An 18859-nucleotide genomic window follows, 5' to 3' on the forward strand; every position below is an offset into this window, starting at 1 on the left:
TCCCCCATGCGCCGCTCCCTCTGGATCATTCCGCCTTTGCTTGGCATCGCCGCCTACTTCGCGGCGGCGGCCAAGAGTGGAAGCGGCGATGTCCCGCCTTTGGCGACTCCCGGCAAGTCCCAAGAGCGCCGAGAGGCACCTACCCGCGGCGACGTCTCGGCAGCCCTTGCCGAATTCAAGCAGGAGTGGGAGGTGCAGCAGAAGCAGAGGGCCAGCGAAAATGCCACGCTTTCTGCGGCAGTCCTCCGGGACAAGATCCTCGCCCTGAAGCGGACCTATGAGGCTCTGCCGGAAGACACCGATTGGGATACCTCCGAAGACTTCCAGGCTCGCATGGCTGCCGCTGCTCACGAACTGGGCCGGCTCCAGGGAGGCGATGCGGCAGCTTGGATTGAAGGCATCGATCCGGAGCTTCGCTTCGCAGTGATGGCTGGCTGGGCGGAGTCGGATCCGGACGCTGCGTTCAAGGCAGTGACTGCCAGTGAACGTCGCGGGCCATGCGCTATCACTACACTGATGGAGCTCTTGCAAAAGAAAGCCGGTGCCGGCAATGCTGCGCTCGCCCTAGCTTGTAGTGAGGTATCATGGGAGCTGTTCCGCGATCTCCCCGGCGATCCCTTCGGCGAGAATTCACTGGAGATCGCCGTGACCGCGGATGCCGCACCATGGATCGAAAGCGGCGCTGCGCGGGCACTCGCGGAACAAGGGGTCCGGATCGACAATCTATTCACCCGTTGGGCGGGGACGGATCCCTCCCACGCCTTGGTCGCTGCCTTGGATTGGCCGCGCTCCTCCGATTCCGAAATCCTGAAAGTCCTCGGCGTGGGCCTCAAGGATTCGGCGAAGTGCGACGAAATCCGTAGGTCTTTGGAAGGCTTGCCGCCGGAGCAGTTCGCCCAGGCCGCTGCGGCAGTGAGCAAGTACTGCAAACGTAATACTCAATTAGGCAGCAATCTGGCGTCCTCCTATCCCATGCTCATCTCCGCGGACAGTGCGGAGCCGCCGCCATGAAGCCCGCCACGGAAAAACTCGTCGTCGCCTTGGCCTGTGCCGCTGCGCTGGCCGCCGGAACGTTTCCGGGTTCCGGCCGATCCCCGCAAGCCCTTCAGGCGGCAATGACGACCGATGGGCCGAATTTGACTCCCGGACAGCAAGGTTCCGGATCTGCCCTTGCCAAGCGGGAGTCTATGGATCCCATCACGGCACCGGGCGCGCGGATGATCTTGCTGCGGCGCACGCTGGCCGCCTGCACGACCGATGCCCTCTGGCAATGGCTGGAGGAAGAGCCAAAGGACGGAGCAAACATCCGCGGCGTGGTAGCCGAGGAACTCATTGATCGTATCGGCTGGCGCGCCTGGGAGCAAGCACTCGCGATTTCCGATCCCGGACTCCGCGAGCGCATGGGCGATTCGATCTTGTACGCATTTGCCTGCCGCGATCCATGGAAGGCCCTTGCCGAATGGCAGCAGCACCGGGACATCTTCCAGAGCAAGCACGCCGGCGTAGGGGTGATCTCGCAATGCATCCTGGCCTCTGCGGCCATCTCCGCGGACAAGACGATCGAGATGTTCCAGCAGATCCCCTTGGAAGAGTCGCAAGAGATGATGGTCGTCGCCTTCGCGAAGGACTTCGACTTCCGCAAGGTGCTCGACCATTTGGTCACGGACGGGAAACAGCCTTACACTGCGATCGAGGACCTTGTTCCCGCATGGGCGGAGCGCTCCCCGGTCGAGGCCGCTGAGTGGCTGGCGGCTCATCCGGAGTATCTGGAGAAGGAGTATCGCGAGAGCGAAGTCAGCGGCACTCTGCGCGCCATCGCCAGAGCGGAGCTGGATGAGGCCTCACGCCGCAGGGCCCTCGAAGCCTTGGCCACGCTGAAACCCGAGGCTCTGGATCAAGCCTGGTTCCTGATCGGCGATGGCAGCGACGGCAAGCTCACCGCCTCCGTCCTCCAATCCGCGGATATCACCGGCCAGCGCGACGAATATCTGCGCTCCGCTCTTCAGGATACCCGGACCGCCGGCAAGATCGATCCTTCATGGGAGCAAGTCCCGCTGGCCGAACGCCAGCAAGTCCTCGCTCTCGTGGAGCAGGAGTGGGCGCAGAGCAAGCCCTCACCCGTCGATGCCAAGGCCCGCGCGCGCTGGGTCAAGATGGTGAAGAGCGCTTGGGGTATCGCTCCCTGAGGATTTGAGCGAGTGCGACCCTGCCCTTGCTCCTTATCCCATATCTTCCATGTGCGAGGCTGGAGCAGCCGACATGTGCGCCGCCCCTTCATCACCCCGTCGGGCTTCTCACCGCAGATTCCCAGAGCGAGAGGTGGCGCGGTCTCTCCAGAGCCGCGACTGTGTAACTGTACCCATTCCCCGCGGGACTTCTCAGCGGGTGAGTTCCCCCGATCCTCCAGAAAGCAGCACGCCGGAGCTTTCAAAGCTGCGGCGTAAGTGTGGATTCTCCCGGTCGCGGCTCTGGAGAGGCCGCGCCACTTCCAATCACCCCTTCGCCGCCCCCGTGCTCTGCCTTGGCGTGTAAATCGTCGCGAACACCTCCTGCCGCGCCGGCAAGACCTCCGCACCCTCGATCCGCGAAATGAGCAACTCCGCCGCCGCCTTCGTGATCGCCTTGTAGCGCTGCCGGATCGAGCTCAGCGTGATCGGCAGATAAGAACACAGAGGCACATCGTCCACCCCCACCACCGAGAGATCTGCCGGGATCTCCATCCCCGCCTCGATCGCCGCGCGCATCGCCCCGATCGCCGCCAGGTCATTCATCGCCAGCAGCGCGGTCGGCCGCTTGTCGCTGCGCTTCTTCAGGAAGCCCGCGAAAGTGTCACAAGCACTCTCCACCGTGTGCCCCGTGCGCAGGATATCGATGTTCGCCGCCGGGATGCCCCGCGCTGCCAGCATCTCTTGGAAAAGCCTCGGACGATTGCCGTCCGCCTGTCCCTCCGCCAGTGCGCTCAGGAAGGCGAAGCGCTTGTGACCCAGGCTGCACAGCGCATCCACCGCATCGGTTAGACCCTGCGTGAAATCCGAGAGCACTGCATCCACCGGGATCGGCTTCTCCGGGATACCATTGCCCAGCACCACCACCGCCCGGTTCGCCTCCGCCATCTCCTCCAGCTCCGCGCGGAAGACCTCATTGTCGGAGAGCCACAGCACACTGCCATCCACCTCCAGGTCATCCAGATCCGCGAAGAGATGCTTCTCCCGGACCAGCGAGGACCGGCAATTCTCCACCAGCAGATCATACCCGCGCTCCTCCACCGCCGACTCCAGCTCATCTGCCAGCGTCGAGAAGAAGGGATTCGTCAGGTCCTGGATCAGCAGCCCGATCGTATGATAGCGCCCGGAGCGCAGCGCCCGCGCCGTCTTCGATGGGCGGTAGCCCAGCTCGCTCGCCGCCTGGAAGACCCGCGCCTCCGTCTCCTTCGACGCCCACGAATTCGGCCGCCGGTTCAGGATCGTGGAGGCCGTATTCACTGCCACTCCAGCCCGCTCGGCCACGTCCTTCAGACGGATGCGCTTGTTCATATAGGAACTTTTCCTATCAGGTCTTGGAGGGGTAGGAAGAGTTTCTTGTGTCGTGAATTGTCGCTTGAGTCTCAGGCTGCTTCTACCGTTCCGCTTTGGCCACCGTGAATATCCGGTGAAGTTGGTATTTCGGTGTTCTCGCGGCGCCTGTCCTCAGGCATCTTGCTCCCGCTGTCACTGTCGCAATGTTGCCCACCCGTCTTCTCTTCACAGCCACCTTTCTCCTGATTCAGGTCAGCGGGCTCATGGCGCAATCGCCGCAGATCCTAAACCCCGGGTTCGAATCCGATTCCTTCAACGCCGCGCCCGGCTATGCCTCGGAGAATGGCGGCAGCATCACTGCCTGGAGCCACACCGGCAGCGTTGGCCTCAATCCCACTGCGGGCGATGCTTCCTACGCCAACAACGGCGCAATCCCGGAGGGTGGGGGAGTTGCCTTCCTGCGCAGCAACGGCGCGCCCGCAACTCTCTCGTCGAACATCACCGGCCTCATTCCCGGCACACGATACACCGTGCGCTTCCGGGCAAACTGCCGAGACGGGCAAGCCGGTGCGCCCGTGGCCTCCTGGTCCTTGAATGGCGGCCCCTCTGCTTCCTTCCGCGCTGACATTCCGGTGGGCGCGGCGAATCCTTATCGCATCATCACCGGCAGCTTCGTCGCCTCCGCAGCTACCGCACAGTTGGTGGTAAAGAATGATAGCGGCACCGCGGACAGCACCCTGCTGCTGGATGATTTCAGCGTGGCCACCGATGCGGATGCGTCCTCCGGCTGGAGCATGCGTCCATGGACGGATGACGCGAGCCTCGGCCTCGATCCAGCGCGGACGCTGTGGGTTGTTGATTCCGGGGAGATGGGATCGCCCATCGTTGGTCCCGGAACTTTTCCCATCGAACCCGAAGTCTGGGGAAAGCTTGCCCAAAGCGGATTCCGGGGAACACGCGACGACCAGAATGAAATTCTCTCGAACTACTATGCGGATCCGGTTTTTCCCTTGGGTCAGAGCTACTACCTCGCCGCCCGCTGTTGCTATGGCTATGACCCGGTGAGTCTCACGCTCACGGGTTTGGTGGCGGGAAGGCGCTATCGAGTTACCTTCTACGGCAGTAGCGAGCTGTATGGGCCTCCATCCCAGCCTTATACCATTTGTGATGAGTCCGGGTCCTTTGTCTTGGATCAGAACCTTTATGGGTCCGGCAAGTCTCTCCGCATCGAACGCGACTTCATAGCCCGTGGCCAGACCCATGCCTTCCTCATTGTGCAGCATCTGGCAGCCGATCAGTCCTTCCATCTCAACGGAGTTGCACTGCAGGGCTACGATTCCTTGGTGGAAGTCACTCCTGCCACGATCAACTCGATCTTCGTCTCACAGGTGCTGAATGCCCCAGCCACCGCACGGACGGTGGCGATCCGGAATCCCGGTACTGAATTACTACGAGTCTCGTCGCTGGCGATGGAAGGGCCCCATGGATCCAATTTCCGCCTCAGCGCGGGAACTCTCCCTGCCGATCTGCCACCCGGCGGCGAGATGCCCTGCACGATCACCTACCAGCCTTCCAACTACGGCTCGCATCCTTCAGCATTCCGCGTCGTGGTCGCGAATCCTCCGGGGGCGAATATCGAGATCACCGCCCTTCCCCTCAAAGCCTTCGCTTCGGAGTCCTTCGACGGGTGGGCACAACGCCTCTTCGGCCCGGATGCCACTACACCCGCAATCGCTGGCCCGGACGCCGACCCCGACGGTGATGGCTTGAGCAACTTGCTCGAGCACGGGCTGCGTATGGATCCCCGGGTCCCCGGCATTTTCCCCCCGATCCTGCCGGTGCCCGCTACCGCATGGAATGGCAAGCTCTCGCTCCGCTTCACCCTGCCGCTACCTGCAAAAAATCACAGGCTGAGCACCACTCTTCAACACAGCAGCGATCTCAAGGTCTGGACCAACGTCTACAAGATGGGCACCTTGCTCACCACTGGCGAAACCAGTGCATCGGCGGAGATGCCCAACGTGTTTACCGTCCAACGCCTTTCCGATAGCATGCAAGTGGATGTCACTTCCGACAATCCGCTGATGCAGGCCCGCCCCGGTTTCTGGCGTCTCAAGGTGGAGTAGAAATCCCGATCTTGTCGCTCGCCCCGCGATCAGAACCGACAGGAATCCTTGCCGCGATTCCGCCTCGGGACATATCTTATCCGCGTTCGCCCGCCCTGCGTTTCACCCATGCCTACCGCTCCTCTTGCCACGGGTATCACCATGCCCGAATTGCTCCGTGCAGCCCTCGAAGAAGCTGGCATCCAAGAGGTCGACCGCTGGTGGCGGGACGATCTCGATGACGACAGCCGCTGCCAAGTGCTGACTCTTTGGCGGGACTGCGCCCAGCACCATTTCGGCCCAGGCCGCGGCTGTGATCGCCCGATGGAAATGCGGGTGAAGGGAACGCGTCAGAAGGAAAAGGTGGAGACCTACGAGGGCTTTTGGAACCACCAGTTCTACGACTACCTCGTCAACCACGAGGCCTACTACTTCGAGGAGGAGATGGTCCACATCTGCACCGCGGAACTAGCGGCACGTGAGGCGATCGAATCCGGCATCCTGCCCGCCGATTTCAAGTGCGGCATCCCTTCTGAATCCTGCCCCATCCGCCGTCGCGTGGAAGAAGCCGGAGGGAACTCCATCCGGCTGAGCATCACCTTCGTGCCGAAGCTGGCTTAAGGCTCCCCCGTGAATTCCACGAAGGACAACTCACTGGGATTCTCCGGATTGTAGTGGATCGGCACGTGCCCACTTGGCTTGAAGCTGCCTTTCCAGTCCAGCGGTTTGATTGCCCGCGATTCCAAGAAAAAGGGGAAACTCCTCTCTCCTTCTGGATTCGGGTAGCGAAGTTCGCCAGCGACGGTGGTCCGCACCCCGACGCTTGTCGAACTAGATACATCCGACATCACGATTTGCGATTTCAAGATGGTGGCGTCTGCTACGGGCCAAGATTTGACCTCTTTGGCTCGCGCTGCCTTTTGCCAATCTATCGCACCAAAGCACAGGATCGCGAACATCAGAATTCCGAATCCACCCCCGGCGAACACGTAGCTCGATGAGTGGAAAAGCAGATGCGCGCGGACCTTCCTGCTCAAGCTCATGGCAGCGGCCGGACTGCCACTAGCGCCGCACGCGGACGCGGACCGGGCAGGGCTTCCTCTCCGGGGCCTGCCGCTGTAAGAGCACGCCGAACCCGGCAATCGCCAACAAGCCGGCTGCGAGGCTGGCCGGCCAGAAAGCTTTGAATTCTTCCACCCCGGCTGCGCCCATCAGGGCTGGGAGCAAAAGCGTGCCGGAAGCGAGGTAGGGAACTGCGTGTTTCATCGTTTTTCGGTGCCAAGTGGCTGCGCCATAATAGCCCTAAACCGCTTCGCTGCTTTTACGATTTCCCGGAGTGCTTGGAACCCTTCCCAGATTTCACTTGCAGGTTGGCCGAAAATCGCGAAAAAGCCCGCCCGCCTTTCTGCCAGAGGAGGGCGGCATTCGCAAGAATGACCCAATCAATCATCGGGGTGTGGCGCAGTCTGGTAGCGCGCTTCGTTCGGGACGAAGAGGCCGTGGGTTCGAATCCCGCCACCCCGACCATTTTCAATGGTTCTGATGATGGCCCGCGCCTCCAATGAGGGGGCGTTTGCTCCATCCAGCATTTTAGGGCTGGATGTGTATGCAGGGTGACACGGCCTTTCGGGCCGCAATGGGTTCCGGTGTGAGAGCAAGTGCCTTTCCCCGGTTGCAGTCGGCCAATGATGCCGCTGCCCAAACCCTGCGCGTTCACCCGATACGATCACGGGCGATTCGTGTGATTTGCCGCGGCTATCGGGCCCCGGGCGTCATCTACCGACAGGGGAGGGTTGATCGCCAATCCAACCATGAAAGGACCTATGAAATCACAGAACATTACATTGAATCAACTGCTGGAGCGATCCGCAGAGCTGGCCTGTCGGCTGGCTCTCATCATCGGACAGGAGTTCCAATCATCGAACTCTCGTTCCAAGGTAGTCCACGACCTTTGTGTTCTCGCCGAGGAGCATTCGAAGAGTGTCAGACTGCTACTCGGGAGCGAGAATTTCAACTCGGCTACAGCGCAGCTGCGCATACACTATGAAGCCGTCTTGAGGTCGGTGTGGATCCACTTCTCCGCACCGAAATCGGCAGTGAAGAAATTGATGGGAGCACTGTCACAAGAGGATCTGGCGCGCCGCGCCGACAACCTGCCCACGGCCAAGGAAATGCTGGATCAACTCGAGGCAAGTGGGAAAGTCCCGTGCCTTATCCTCCGCCCGTTGCTCTGCTTCAGGGCTGAGATGCTGAAAGAATCGAACGCAGCCGTCCACAGTGGTCCCCATGCGATCTACCTCCATCGATCTGGCTATCCCGAGCCTTTGCTGGTGCAACGGATCCAGGCATCGAACGATCTTCTCGTGGCAACCGCGCGTCTTCAGGTAGCTCTGTCTGGAAGCCGGGCACAGCGGGAAGAGCTTGCTTTGATCGGGGTGGAGTTTGCGAGCTGCTTGCCCGCCGTTCAGAACGGCTGCATGAGGGTCTGAATGCGAAAAGGAGACCCGAGGACTCATGCTACGCTGTGTCTTCGGGTCTCTTCATTGCAGGGAGAGATGAGACCATGAGTTCGACCGCCGGTCTGACCCGACCTCCCACGAGGATCTGGGATGGGTGAGGGGATGGCGCTTTGCGTTTTGCCCGCCACCCCGGCCATTAAAAATCAGGGGTTTGGTCCTGATTGCTGGTGGAAATCCGGTCAGGGTTTACCCCAGCTGCGGGTGACTGAAAATGACTACAGGCACATCACGCAGTGCGCGCTCTACTGTAGTAATTTACTCGATCAGGATTTTCCTTTCCCCGGCCACTTCTGGGTATAGTTTACACTTTCGCCTAAGGTCACTTGGGCTCTCGCCAGCGAGGTTTATGAAAGTGAAATTGATTCTCCCCCGGGGTCGTTTTCTAGTTGGGACGATCGCAGCCATCCACCTTGGTTTAGGGCTTGCTTCAAAGGGTGCCACCCCTCCGCAGACGGCCGTGGATGAACTCCATCCGCTGACGGGAGAGGTGAACTTCACCGTCCCCGACGTCACTCCGGCCCCAGCCGCGCTCGTCTTTTCCGACAGTCCCACCGAAGCCGAGATTTTCCGCAGCCGGCTGTTCGAGGAGCCGCTCGTTCCCGTGGGTGGACAAGCGGGCGCCAGTGAAAATATCGCGCTCGTTGCGGCCATGCGGGCTTATGCGGAGCGCACGATCCCGGACGATTTCTCAAGCCTCGATGGCTTTCTCGCCTCGCATCCAGACAGCCCATGGCGTGCCGCGCTGCTGACCAATCTCGGCCTCGAAGCTTACCGCACCGGACGCTACTCGCGCACCATCGGCTCATGGACCGAAGCGTGGCGGCTCGCCAAGGACGCAAGCGACGCTCCCGCCCGTGCGCTCGCCGACCGCGCCGCAGGAGAACTTGCATCCATGCACGCCCGCTTGGGCCACATGGCCGAACTCGACGCACTGCTGCGTTCCGTGGAAGGCCGGGCATTTACCGGCGCGGCTACCGAACGCATCACCGAGGCCCGTGAGGGGCTCTGGATGATGAATCACGATCCGGGCATCTCCTTCCGCTGCGGTCCGCTGGCACTGCAGCGGATCCAGGTCGCGATCGATCCGCAGCACGCGCGCACCGACCTGGTGATGAAGTCGGCCTCCACGCAAAATGGATTTTCCCTTCCTCAGGTGGTGAAGCTCTCGAAGGAGATGGGGCTCAACTATCGCGCTGCTTTCCGCGAACAAGGTGCCCCATTCGTCGTTCCAGCGGTGATTCACTGGAAGGTCGGCCACTACGCCGCGCTGGTGCGCGAGGAAGGTGGACGCTTCCTGGTGCAGGACCCTACCTTCCGCAACGATCTCTGGATCACACGCGCCGCGCTTGAGGCGGAGAGCAGCGGCTATTTCGTCATCCCCGCCGGCGAACTGCCGGCGAACTGGCGGAACGTCGATGATGAGGAAGGCGAAAAGATCTGGGGCAAGGGCAACGTCGGCGGCCCGGATCCTAACAACGGCAAAGGCAAACCCAAACCGAAGCCCAAACCGAAGCCGAAGCCAAAGCCCGATCCCAAACCCCAACCTTGCGGACCGAAGGGGATGGCGGTGCCAGATGTGGATCTGCTTTTCGTCTCGCTCGAACTCGCGGACGCACCGGTCGGCTACGAGCCTCCAGTGGGACCGGCGGTCAGCTTCGAACTGACCTATAACCAGCGCGAAGCCGCCCAGCCCGCCAATTTCTCCTATTCCAATTTTGGTCCCAAATGGACCTTCGACTGGCTGTCCTACATTCAGGACAATCCGTCGACTCCCAGCGCCGACGTGCAGTTGTATCAACGTGGCGGCTTCACCCGCAATTTCTCCGGCTTCAATCAAGGCACGCAATCCTTCGCCCTCCAGGTGCTCGATCTCACTGCGCTTACCCGGACTTCAGCGACCAGCTACGAGTTGGTCTCAAGTGATGGCTCGAAGCTCGTCTTCAATAAGTCCGACGGCTCCGCTGGAACCTCGCGCAAGATCTTCCTGACGCAGATCATCGATCCTTACGGCAACGCGCTGACGCTTACCTATGATGCCAGCCTCCGTGTCGTCGCCATCACCGACGCCATCGGCCAGGTGTCCACGCTGGCTTACGATTATCCGACCGACATCTACAAGGTCACCAAGGTCACCGATCCTTTCGGACGGTTCGCGACCTTTGAATACGATCTGGCGCATCGCCTCAAAAAGATCACCGATGTCATCGGCATCACCTCGGAGTTCGTCTACACCGGCAGCACCGACTTTATCGAGGCGCTGATCACTCCCTACGGGACCACGAGCTTCATCAAGGCCGAAAACGGCACCACCCGCTCTCTCGACACCATTTACCCGGATGGCAACCGCACGCGTGCGGAATTCAATCAGACCACCACGCTTGGCATCCCGCTCTCGGAGCCGGCAGCACTCGTGCCTGCCGCGGTGGCCACGCGGAACGAATACATCTGGTTCCGCAATACTTACTATTGGGACGAGATTGCCTATGCCGCTGGTGCGGGCGACTACACCAAGGCAAAAATCTACCATTGGCTGCATTCGCCGAATGGCACCAGCGCCGTCCGGATGCTGGAGAGCGAGAAGCAGCCGCTGGAGAACCGCGTCTGGTATGACTATCCGAATCAGGTGGGCGGGCCGATCTTCCAGGGCAGCACCAACACGCCGACTCATATCGGCCGCGTCCTGGACGATGGCACGACGCAACTTTACACCTACGAATACAACAATCCCTTCGGTCAGGCTACGCGCATGATCGATCCGCTTGGCCGCACCTTCAGCTACAGCTATGCGGCGAATGGCCAGGACCTTCTTGAAATCCGCATGACCCGCGGCGGGGCGAACGAGTTGCTTTCGAAGAAGACCTACAACGCCAAGCATCAGCCGCTGACGGTCACGGACGCTGCGGGGCAGACCACCACCTACACCTACAATGCGCGCGGCCAGGTGCTCACCATCACCAACGCCAAGAACGAGGTCACCACCCATGTCTATGACCCCAACGGCCGGATGATTTCGATGGATGGGCCGCTGCCGGGCCCGGCCGATACCATCCAGTGGACTTACGATGTGGTCGGCCGCATTCGGACGATCACCACCGAGAGCGGCTATACGCTGACCTTCGACTATGACGCCCTCGATCGCCCCACGCGGACTACCTACCCCGATGGCAGCTACGAAGAGACCGTTTATAGCCGGCTGGATCAGATCCGCACTCGGGACCGCGCCGGCCGCGAGACGAACTTCGAATATGATAGCCGCGGCCAGGTGATCAAAGAAACCGACCCGCTGAACCGCGTTACCCGCTACCAATGGTGCAAATGCGGCGATCTGAAAACCCTGACGGATCCCATGGGGCGCACCACCACCTGGCGGCACGACATCCAAGGTCGACCGACGGCAAAGATTTACGCGGACGGCTCCCGCGTCACTTGGGATTACGAGAACACTACCAGCCGGCTCAAGCAGCAGGTCGACGAAAAGCAGCAGGTCACCCAATACATCTATGCGGTGGATAACAACCTCACTTCCACCCAGTATTCGAACGTGGTAGTGGCGACTCCCTCCGTGACCTACACCTATGACGCCAACTACAACCGCGTCACCTCCATGGCTGATGGCAGTGGAACCACGGTGTACGCTTATGTTCCCATCACTTCGCCCCCGGCCTTGGGGGCAGGGGACTTGGCCAGTATTGACGGGCCCTTGCCCAACGACACCCTCACCTATTCCTACGACGCGCTCGGCCGCTGCGTGGGCAGTGCCATCGGAGGAGATTCGCGCCAGGCGACGATTGACCCCGCCGGTCGCGTGACTGGCATGACGAATGCGCTCGGTGCCTTCACTTTCGGCTACGACGGGGCGTCGGGGCGGGTGATTTCCGCAGCATTCCCCAATGGCCAGGCCATCGCCTATGGCTACGAGGACAACACCAAGGATCGGCGGCAAAACCGGATCACGAACACCCGCGCGGGCACCCCGATTTCAGAATTTCTCCAGACGCATGATGTCGCGAACGACCGGATATCGGCTTGGTCGCAGCAGGCCGGAGCGGGAAACCCCGTGAGCTTTGCGCTCGGCTACAATGCCGTCAATGAACTGACCTCCGCCACCGCGACACAGAATGCCGCGGTGGTGAAGACCTACGCCTACACCTACGACTCCGGGCGGAACCGCCTGAGCGAGCAAATCGACGGAGGCCCGCAGCGGGTGGCGAGCCACAATGCGCTCAACGAGCTGACCGCAGTTAGCAATAACCCTGTCACCCCCGCCACCTACGAATGGGATGCGGCCCAGCGGCTGGCCGCAATCAACCGCGGGACGCTGCGCACGGAGTTTACCTACGACGGATTGGATCGCCGGGTGCGCATTCGCGAACTCAACAACTCGGTCGAGACCAGCGACCGTCGCTTCGTCTGGGGCGACGAAATCCGCGAGGAGCGGACCGCCGCGGGCACCGTGGTGAAGCGCTTCTTTCCTCTGGGTGTGAAGGTGGAGACTGGTCCCTCAGCGGGAAACTATTTCTACACCAAGGATCATCTCGGCTCGATCCGCGAACTGGTGGATGGAGCAGGAAATGTGCGCGCGCGTTACTCCTATGAACTCTACGGAGCACGGACCAAGGTGAGCGGAGATCTGGACACCGACTTCGGCTTTACCGGCTATTTCACGCACGCTGCGACGGGGCTCTGCCTGCCTTGGTATCGGGCCTACGATCCGTCCTTGGGACGATGGTTGTCCCGCGATCCTCTGGAGAGTGCCGAACTTGCGGAAGGCCCGAACCTCTATGCGTATGTCGCCAACAATCCCGTGAACTCCGTGGACCCGCTGGGCCTTGAAGAAGATTGCTGCAAGCCAGAGCGAGCGGCAGTGGACAAGCTGGCGAGAGCGCACCGGGACTGCCAGAATCTCAGGGACGTGGGCAAAGAGCCCGTGACGCCGGACGGCAAGGCGGTGTGCACCATCATCTGGAACTCCTATAAAAGAGCGGTAGAGGCTTTGAATAAATGCGAGGAGAAGCCCTGCAAGCCACCGCCGCCGCCCCCCCTCCGCCCCCGCCAAAGCCTCCCAAGAACCCCAAGCCCCCGCCGAAGCCTCCGTGCCCCGGCAAGAAGTAGCATAGAATCCACATCTTATGCTTTATTCCATCCGTCGATCTAGCGCTCGTTGGGGGGCTGCCCTTTCTCTGCTCGTGGCGGTTACGGGACCGACTGCGGCGCAGGAGTCGGCCTTCACTCACGATGCCAGTGGCGATCTGATTACCAAGGCAGGCGCTGCGGCGCTGGCTGCACCGCAGATCGTGGGGCAGCCCGTCAACCAAGTGGTGGGCCTCGGTGATGTCGCCGCCTTTTCCGTGGTCATCGCTGACACACGCGGCGTGACCTACCAGTGGTTATACAACGGCGGAGATATCGTGGGGCAAACCGGGGATAGCCTGGTTCTGGTCAATGTGTCCGCATCCCAGGCGGGGCTGTATTCGGTCAGAGTGACAAACAGCGTCACCAATGTGGTCAGCAACAGCGCCTCGCTCCTGATCGATAGCGACGAGGATGGCCTGCCCGATACTTGGGAAACCGCCTTCTTCGGTAATCTCGCCCAAGGAGCGACGGGCGACTTCGATGGTGATGGCATCAACAACATCAACGAATATCAGGACGGCACCAGCCCGGCCAGCAACGCGGCTTATCGCCCGCGACTGACCGTTCTGACCGATGGCGGCGGCGTGGTGAACGTGACACCCCTCAAGCCCAGCTACGCCCTAGGTGAAGTTGTTACCCTAACCGCGGTGGCGAACCCGCTTCAAGCCTTCCGTGGCTGGAGTGGTGCCCTCGCTTCGCAGACCAGTCCGGATACGATCACGATGACTGCAAGCAAGGCGGTGAAGGCCCACTTCATCCGCACCCCGATCCCGACCGGGGTCGTCTCATGGTGGCGGGCGGAAAACGATGCCGTGGATGCAATCGGGAACAACACCGGTACCCTGCTCAATGGGCTTGGCTTCGCGCCTGGAGAAGTAGGACAGGCATTCGATTTCACCGCGGCCAACCAGCAGGTGAAAATGGATGCTTCGCCGACGCTGGCTGTGGGTCCGGGCAGCGGGCTGACCGTCGAGGCATGGATCAAGCCGGCAGATCTGGCCGAGAGGCCCATCGCCGAGTGGAACACCGGTTCCGGGACTGGCTGGGGCGCGCATTTCTGGATGAGCACCAGCTTCAGCGGCCTGGGTGGGGCGGGCTGCCTCTACACCAACCTCAAGGATATCAATGGCGTCGACCACTTCATGTTTTCGCCCGCCGGTCTGGTCACACCGAATGTGTGGCAGCATGTGGCGGTCACCTACGACCGCGCCTCGGGCACCACGAGGTTGTTTCGCAATGGCGTGGTGGTGGCGGCGGGGAACTTGGGCGGCTTCATTCCGCAGACAACGACGAATTTTTACCTGGGTCACCGCCCGGGAACGACGACCTATTCCTTTGCCGGCCAGATGGATGAGCCGGCGCTCTACAATCGAGCCCTGACGGCGGATGAAATCTTCTCCATCAATGCCGGGGGCCCGGCGGGCAAGGACGCGACGCCCTATTTGACTTCGCCTCCGCAACTGCAGGATGCCGTCATCAACACCTCGTATTCGCAGCAGCTCACCAGTAACTTGGGCACGGCTCCGTTGACCTACTCCGGCGGCTTCGGCGCCTTGCCGCAGGGTCTCTCGCTCTCGTCCACGGGGCTCATCAGTGGATCTCCCTCCACGGCAGGAACCTATTATTTCGGGTTGCGGGTGAGCGATGCCATCGGGCGGTCGAGGGAGCAATCCTTCAGTCTCATCGTGCGTGCTCCGGTGCCGCCGCCCGCGGGCACAACCGCTTGGTGGCGCGGCGAGAACAACGCCCAGGATTCCATCGGCACGAACCATGGCACCGTGAACGGCGCTACCTTCACGACGGGCAAGGTGGGACAGGCGTTCGATTTCAACGGGACCAACCAATATGTGCTCGTGCCGGACAGCCCGGCACTCCATTCGCAAACCTTATCCGTCGATGCATGGGTTTACCCCCGCACGGTCGGCACCTTCAATGACTCCCAGGGCGGGATCATTTTCACCAAGGACTTGGGGAGCACGCCGGGCTCATTCGCCTCATACGCGCTCTTCAGCCTTGGAAACGGTGGCCGGTTCTCGTCCTTCATGCGCTTCACGGACGCCACATCGCTTTCCCTCCAGACCTCGGGCACCTATGCGTTCAACCAATGGTACCACGTCGCCATGACCTGGGATGGGAACGCGCTGAACATGTACGTAAATGGCAATCTGGCCGCGACAGTGATGGTGCCCGTTCCCAAGACGGTCAGCTATTCCAGCGACAGCGCAGCCATTGGCCGCCATTCCTTTGTCGCCCGGTCGAGCGATTCCATCATCGATGAGGTTTCCTTCAACAATCGAGCGATGACCGCGACCGAAGTCGCAGCTCTCTTCAATGCCGGCGCGGCGGGTAGGACCACTGCGGGACCTATCATCAACACACCAGGAGTGCTGGCGGACGGGTATGTCGGGCAGGCTTACTCGAAAACGCTCTCTGCCCTGCGGACCACAGGTGGGACGACCTATTCTGTCACGGGTAGCTCTTTGCCTCCGAACCTCAACCTCAGCCCGGCTGGAGTTCTCAGTGGTAATCCGACAACGGCGGGAAGCTACAACTTCACGGTTCGCCTGGCGGATGGCTCGCCGGCTTTTGCCGAGCAGTCCTTCACCCTTGCCATTTACGCACCGCCGCCACCCTCCGCGGGATTGGTCAGTTGGTGGCGCGCTGAAGGCAACGCGAACGATGCCATCGGATCGAATCACGGAACCCTCACGAACGGCACCTCCTTTGCACCAGGCAAGGTGGGCCAGGCTTTTGCCCTCGATGGCGGCAATGATTACATCAGCATTCCCGATTCCGCGTCCTTGCAGCCGACCTCGCTCACCTTGGAAGGTTGGTTCAATTTTTCGGGGGGCGGTGGCAATCCCCATCTCTTCGCGAGAACGGTGGGAACGGGTACCGCCGACTCATTCGTCATTTGGTTGAACGGCCCAACTCTCCGGGCGGGAGTGGGGGACGCCGTGGGAGGTGGGAACGGGGTCAGTGTTCCGTTCACTCCGGTGGCGGGCCAGTGGTATCACATCGCGTTCACTTTCGATAACGATGCCCAGAGGGCCTCGCTTTACCTGGATGGGGCCCTCATCGGTACAAATGTCGCGGCGGGGACAGTTGCCTATGACAATCACCCGGTCCTCCTGGGTGCCGACATCGATAACGGAAATGTGGGGAATTTCTTTTACGGGCGCATTGACGAGGCCTCGATTTACAGCCGTGCGCTGAGCGCCGCGGAGCTTGCCTCGATTTACAATGCGGGTTCGGCGGGAAAAACGCCTGCCGGGCCGTATTTCGACATCGCGGGCACGCTGCCGGAGACAATCCTGCTCAGCCCCTACTCGCAAGCGATGACTACCTCGCGTGGGACCGCGCCGATCACCTTCTCATTGGTGGGGGGCGCCTTGCCTCCGGGAATCACCTTGAACACCAGTAGCGGACTGTTGAGCGGGCCCCCGACCACCGCGGGCAACTTCACATTTACCTTGCGCGCGACGGATGCCGCCAGCCTTTCGTCTGATCAGACCTTCACCCTCCATGTGCTGCCGCTCGTGCCTCCGCCCGCGGGCATCATGGGATGGTGGCGGGCTCAAAACGACGCCCAGGATTCCATCGGCACCAATCACGGCACGCTGACGAACGGAGCGACCTTTGCCGCCGGGAAAAGCGGCAACGCCTTCAGCCTCGATGGCGTGGACGATGTGGTCACCGTTCCCGCGATCAACGCTGGCACCAGGTTCAGTGTGGAGTTCTGGCTCTTCCCGACCCGGAGCGTCGGCTATGAGCATCTGGTTTCTAACAATGGCGGCAGCGCCAACTACGGCGACCTCTATTTCAGGGACAACCACATCGAGTATTGGCAGGGCGGCGTACAGCGGCTGGGTTCCGCGACCAGCACGATTCCCTTGCTTTCGTGGTCGCACGTCGCAATGACCTTCGAGGGCGGAATGGACCGGCTTTACATCAATGGAGAGCTGGCGGCGGCGAGTGCCATCCATGCGGAAACATTCAACAACCCTCTGGCGTTTGGGTATACGAATTCCCCGAGCAACAATCGCTTCAAGGGACGTATCGACGAGATTTCACTCTACAATCGCGCCCTCAGTCAGGGGGAAATCAGCGCGGTTTTTGCCGCCGGATCGGCAGGGAAAACAACGAGTGGGCCTTACATCAACGTTGCACCATCATTACCCGATGGAACGGTTGATCTCGCCTATTCGCAGGCCATCACGTCGCTTCGCGGCACGGGCCAAGTGACCTACTCGCTTCTCAGTGGCACCTTGCCAGCCGGTTTGAACCTGAACTCAATCGGTCTTTTGAGCGGGACGCCCACGGCCTCCGGCACGAGCACCTTCGTCATCCGGGCGCTGGACGCTGCTGGCCTGAGCGCCAATCAGACCTTCACCCTCGCGGTGTATCCTCAGTTCCGCCTGCCTCCCGGCGCGGTCAGTTGGTGGCGGGCCGAAGGCAATGCCAACGATTCGCTGGGAACGAATCACGGCACGACGGTGAATGGCGCCACCTTTGGCAGCGGAATCAGCTCCCAAGGTTTCCTGCTCGATGGCGTCGACGACCACGTTACCTTCCCCGACACGCCGTCGCTGCGTCCGACTTCCTTCACGATCGAAGGCTGGTTCCTTTTCGAGCAAGCGACGGGAATCCAGGTCATGATCGCCAAGCCGATCCTGAACAGCAACCGCGACTCCTTCGCGGTTTGGCTTCAGGACGGCGCGCTCAACGCGGCGGTCATGTCTCCCGGGGCGGAGGGACCGCGGCTTCAGTTTCCGTTCACCCCCTCGCTTGGCCGTTGGTATCACATCGCTTACACCTTCGACAACGCGACCAAGCAGCAGATCTTGTTTTTGGATACTACAGTGGCCGCAGTCGGAATCGGGACCATCAGTCCCGGGTGTGATGCCAGTCCGCTGGTCATCGGTGCGGACCGCGAGAACAACAATCCCGCATTCTTCGTCAAGGGAGCAGTCGACGAGGTGACCCTCTACAATCGTCCTCTGCTTGCGAATGAGATCGCCTCCATCTACCAGGCGAGAAGTGCCGGGAAGCGACCGCTCTTCCCCCTCGAGGCATGGAAACTCGCGAACCTGGCTGATCCTGACGCATCGAGTACTGGCGACCTCGATCACGATGGAGTCGCGGCCTTGATCGAATATGCCTTCGGAATGAGCCCAACTGTCTCGGATGCCGCCCTGCTGCCGCAGGTTTCGCTATTCAACTACCAGGATGGCCGGCGCCTGCGCGTCATCTTCCCGCGGGATCCGGCGAAGAATGACATCAATATCGAGGTGGAGGTCTCAGGCGATCTCGGAGGTGTGGGAGGCTGGACGACGATTGCCAGCAGCGTCCATGGCGCGCCGACGACGGGTCCGGGCTATGTGGGTGGCGATGGGGCCGGGGCAGGCATCAAGCAGGTGGAAGTCCGCGATATTGTGAACGTGAACGCTGCTTCGGCACCGCACCGGTTCGTACGCTTCCGCGTCTCACAATAGATTCGCAGAGAACCCTGTGACAGTGTCTACGGCTGCGCCGCCACGCAGGACTTGGCCGAACATCTTTACTTTTAAGGATGCTGGACTGGTGT

Annotated in this window: 10 protein-coding genes and 1 tRNA gene; 8 read left to right on the forward strand and 3 right to left on the reverse strand. The window is 61.2% G+C overall.

Annotated features, from left to right (window positions below; all coding sequences use genetic code 11):
- Nucleotides 1–6 precede the first annotated feature (6 nt).
- Nucleotides 7–1011: a hypothetical protein gene (locus tag BV071_RS27230; protein ID WP_035614110.1), complete on the forward strand. Its 1005-nt coding sequence runs from the start codon at nucleotides 7–9 to the stop codon at nucleotides 1009–1011.
- Entirely contained in the window at nucleotides 1008–2186 is a 1179-nt protein-coding gene (locus tag BV071_RS27235; protein ID WP_035614112.1) for a hypothetical protein, read from the forward strand. Before BV071_RS27230 ends, BV071_RS27235 begins: the two co-directional genes overlap by 4 nt.
- A gap of 306 nt (nucleotides 2187–2492) precedes the next feature.
- On the opposite strand, the gene BV071_RS27240 is transcribed toward BV071_RS27235, so the two are convergent.
- Nucleotides 2493–3533 carry a LacI family DNA-binding transcriptional regulator gene (locus BV071_RS27240; protein ID WP_035614114.1) on the reverse strand — a complete coding sequence of 347 codons (1041 nt, stop codon included), beginning with the start codon at nucleotides 3531–3533 and terminating at the stop codon, nucleotides 2493–2495.
- 185 nt (nucleotides 3534–3718) lie between these two features.
- On the opposite strand from BV071_RS27240, the gene BV071_RS27245 reads away from it, so the two are divergent.
- A complete protein-coding gene (locus tag BV071_RS27245; protein ID WP_035614116.1) occupies nucleotides 3719–5641 on the forward strand; it encodes a hypothetical protein in 1923 nt (640 codons plus the stop codon).
- 108 nt (nucleotides 5642–5749) lie between these two features.
- The gene (locus BV071_RS27250) at nucleotides 5750–6241 is read left to right on the forward strand and encodes a hypothetical protein (RefSeq protein ID WP_035614119.1); all 492 of its coding nucleotides are present in this window, start codon (nucleotides 5750–5752) and stop codon (nucleotides 6239–6241) included.
- On the opposite strand, the gene BV071_RS27255 is transcribed toward BV071_RS27250, so the two are convergent.
- Both BV071_RS27255 and BV071_RS27260 read right to left on the reverse strand, forming a co-directional pair.
- Nucleotides 6238–6579, reverse strand: a complete 342-nt coding sequence (locus BV071_RS27255; protein ID WP_265594963.1) for a hypothetical protein — start codon at nucleotides 6577–6579, stop codon at nucleotides 6238–6240. The genes BV071_RS27250 and BV071_RS27255 overlap by 4 nt on opposite strands.
- A gap of 103 nt (nucleotides 6580–6682) precedes the next feature.
- On the reverse strand, nucleotides 6683–6886 hold the full coding sequence (locus tag BV071_RS27260) for a hypothetical protein (RefSeq protein WP_035614123.1): 204 nt from the start codon (nucleotides 6884–6886) through the stop codon (nucleotides 6683–6685).
- Between the two features lie 184 nt (nucleotides 6887–7070).
- Between BV071_RS27260 and BV071_RS27265 the strand changes: the two genes are divergently transcribed.
- The 4 genes from BV071_RS27265 to BV071_RS27280 all read left to right on the forward strand — a co-directional run bounded on the left by BV071_RS27265 (nucleotide 7071) and on the right by BV071_RS27280 (nucleotide 18767).
- Nucleotides 7071–7147 (forward strand) — tRNA-Pro (locus BV071_RS27265).
- 296 nt (nucleotides 7148–7443) lie between these two features.
- Entirely contained in the window at nucleotides 7444–8109 is a 666-nt protein-coding gene (locus BV071_RS27270; RefSeq protein WP_035614126.1) for a hypothetical protein, read from the forward strand.
- Nucleotides 8110–8596: 487 nt separating this feature from the next.
- Nucleotides 8597–13294, forward strand: a complete 4698-nt coding sequence (locus BV071_RS33795; RefSeq protein WP_052573948.1) for an RHS repeat-associated core domain-containing protein — start codon at nucleotides 8597–8599, stop codon at nucleotides 13292–13294.
- Between the two features lie 31 nt (nucleotides 13295–13325).
- Nucleotides 13326–18767, forward strand: a complete 5442-nt coding sequence (locus BV071_RS27280) for a LamG-like jellyroll fold domain-containing protein (RefSeq protein ID WP_035614129.1) — start codon at nucleotides 13326–13328, stop codon at nucleotides 18765–18767.
- The last annotated feature ends 92 nt before the right edge of the window (nucleotides 18768–18859 follow it).

Origin of the sequence: Haloferula sp. BvORR071 (assembly GCF_000739615.1) — a bacterium.
GTDB lineage: Bacteria > Verrucomicrobiota > Verrucomicrobiia > Verrucomicrobiales > Akkermansiaceae > Haloferula.

Excerpts from the sequence above, each read along its gene's own strand:
- BV071_RS27240 (WP_035614114.1), bottom strand. The coding sequence starts at position 3,533 with ATGAACAAGCGCATCCGTCTGAAGGACGTGGCCGAGCGGGCTGGAGTG.
- BV071_RS27260 (WP_035614123.1), bottom strand. The coding sequence starts at position 6,886 with ATGAAACACGCAGTTCCCTACCTCGCTTCCGGCACGCTTTTGCTCCCA.
- BV071_RS27230 (WP_035614110.1), top strand. The coding sequence starts at position 7 with ATGCGCCGCTCCCTCTGGATCATTCCGCCTTTGCTTGGCATCGCCGCC.
- BV071_RS27235 (WP_035614112.1), top strand. The coding sequence starts at position 1,008 with ATGAAGCCCGCCACGGAAAAACTCGTCGTCGCCTTGGCCTGTGCCGCT.
- BV071_RS27250 (WP_035614119.1), top strand. The coding sequence starts at position 5,750 with ATGCCTACCGCTCCTCTTGCCACGGGTATCACCATGCCCGAATTGCTC.
- BV071_RS27270 (WP_035614126.1), top strand. The coding sequence starts at position 7,444 with ATGAAATCACAGAACATTACATTGAATCAACTGCTGGAGCGATCCGCA.
- BV071_RS27245 (WP_035614116.1), top strand. The coding sequence starts at position 3,719 with ATGTTGCCCACCCGTCTTCTCTTCACAGCCACCTTTCTCCTGATTCAG.
- BV071_RS27255 (WP_265594963.1), bottom strand. The coding sequence starts at position 6,579 with ATGTTCGCGATCCTGTGCTTTGGTGCGATAGATTGGCAAAAGGCAGCG.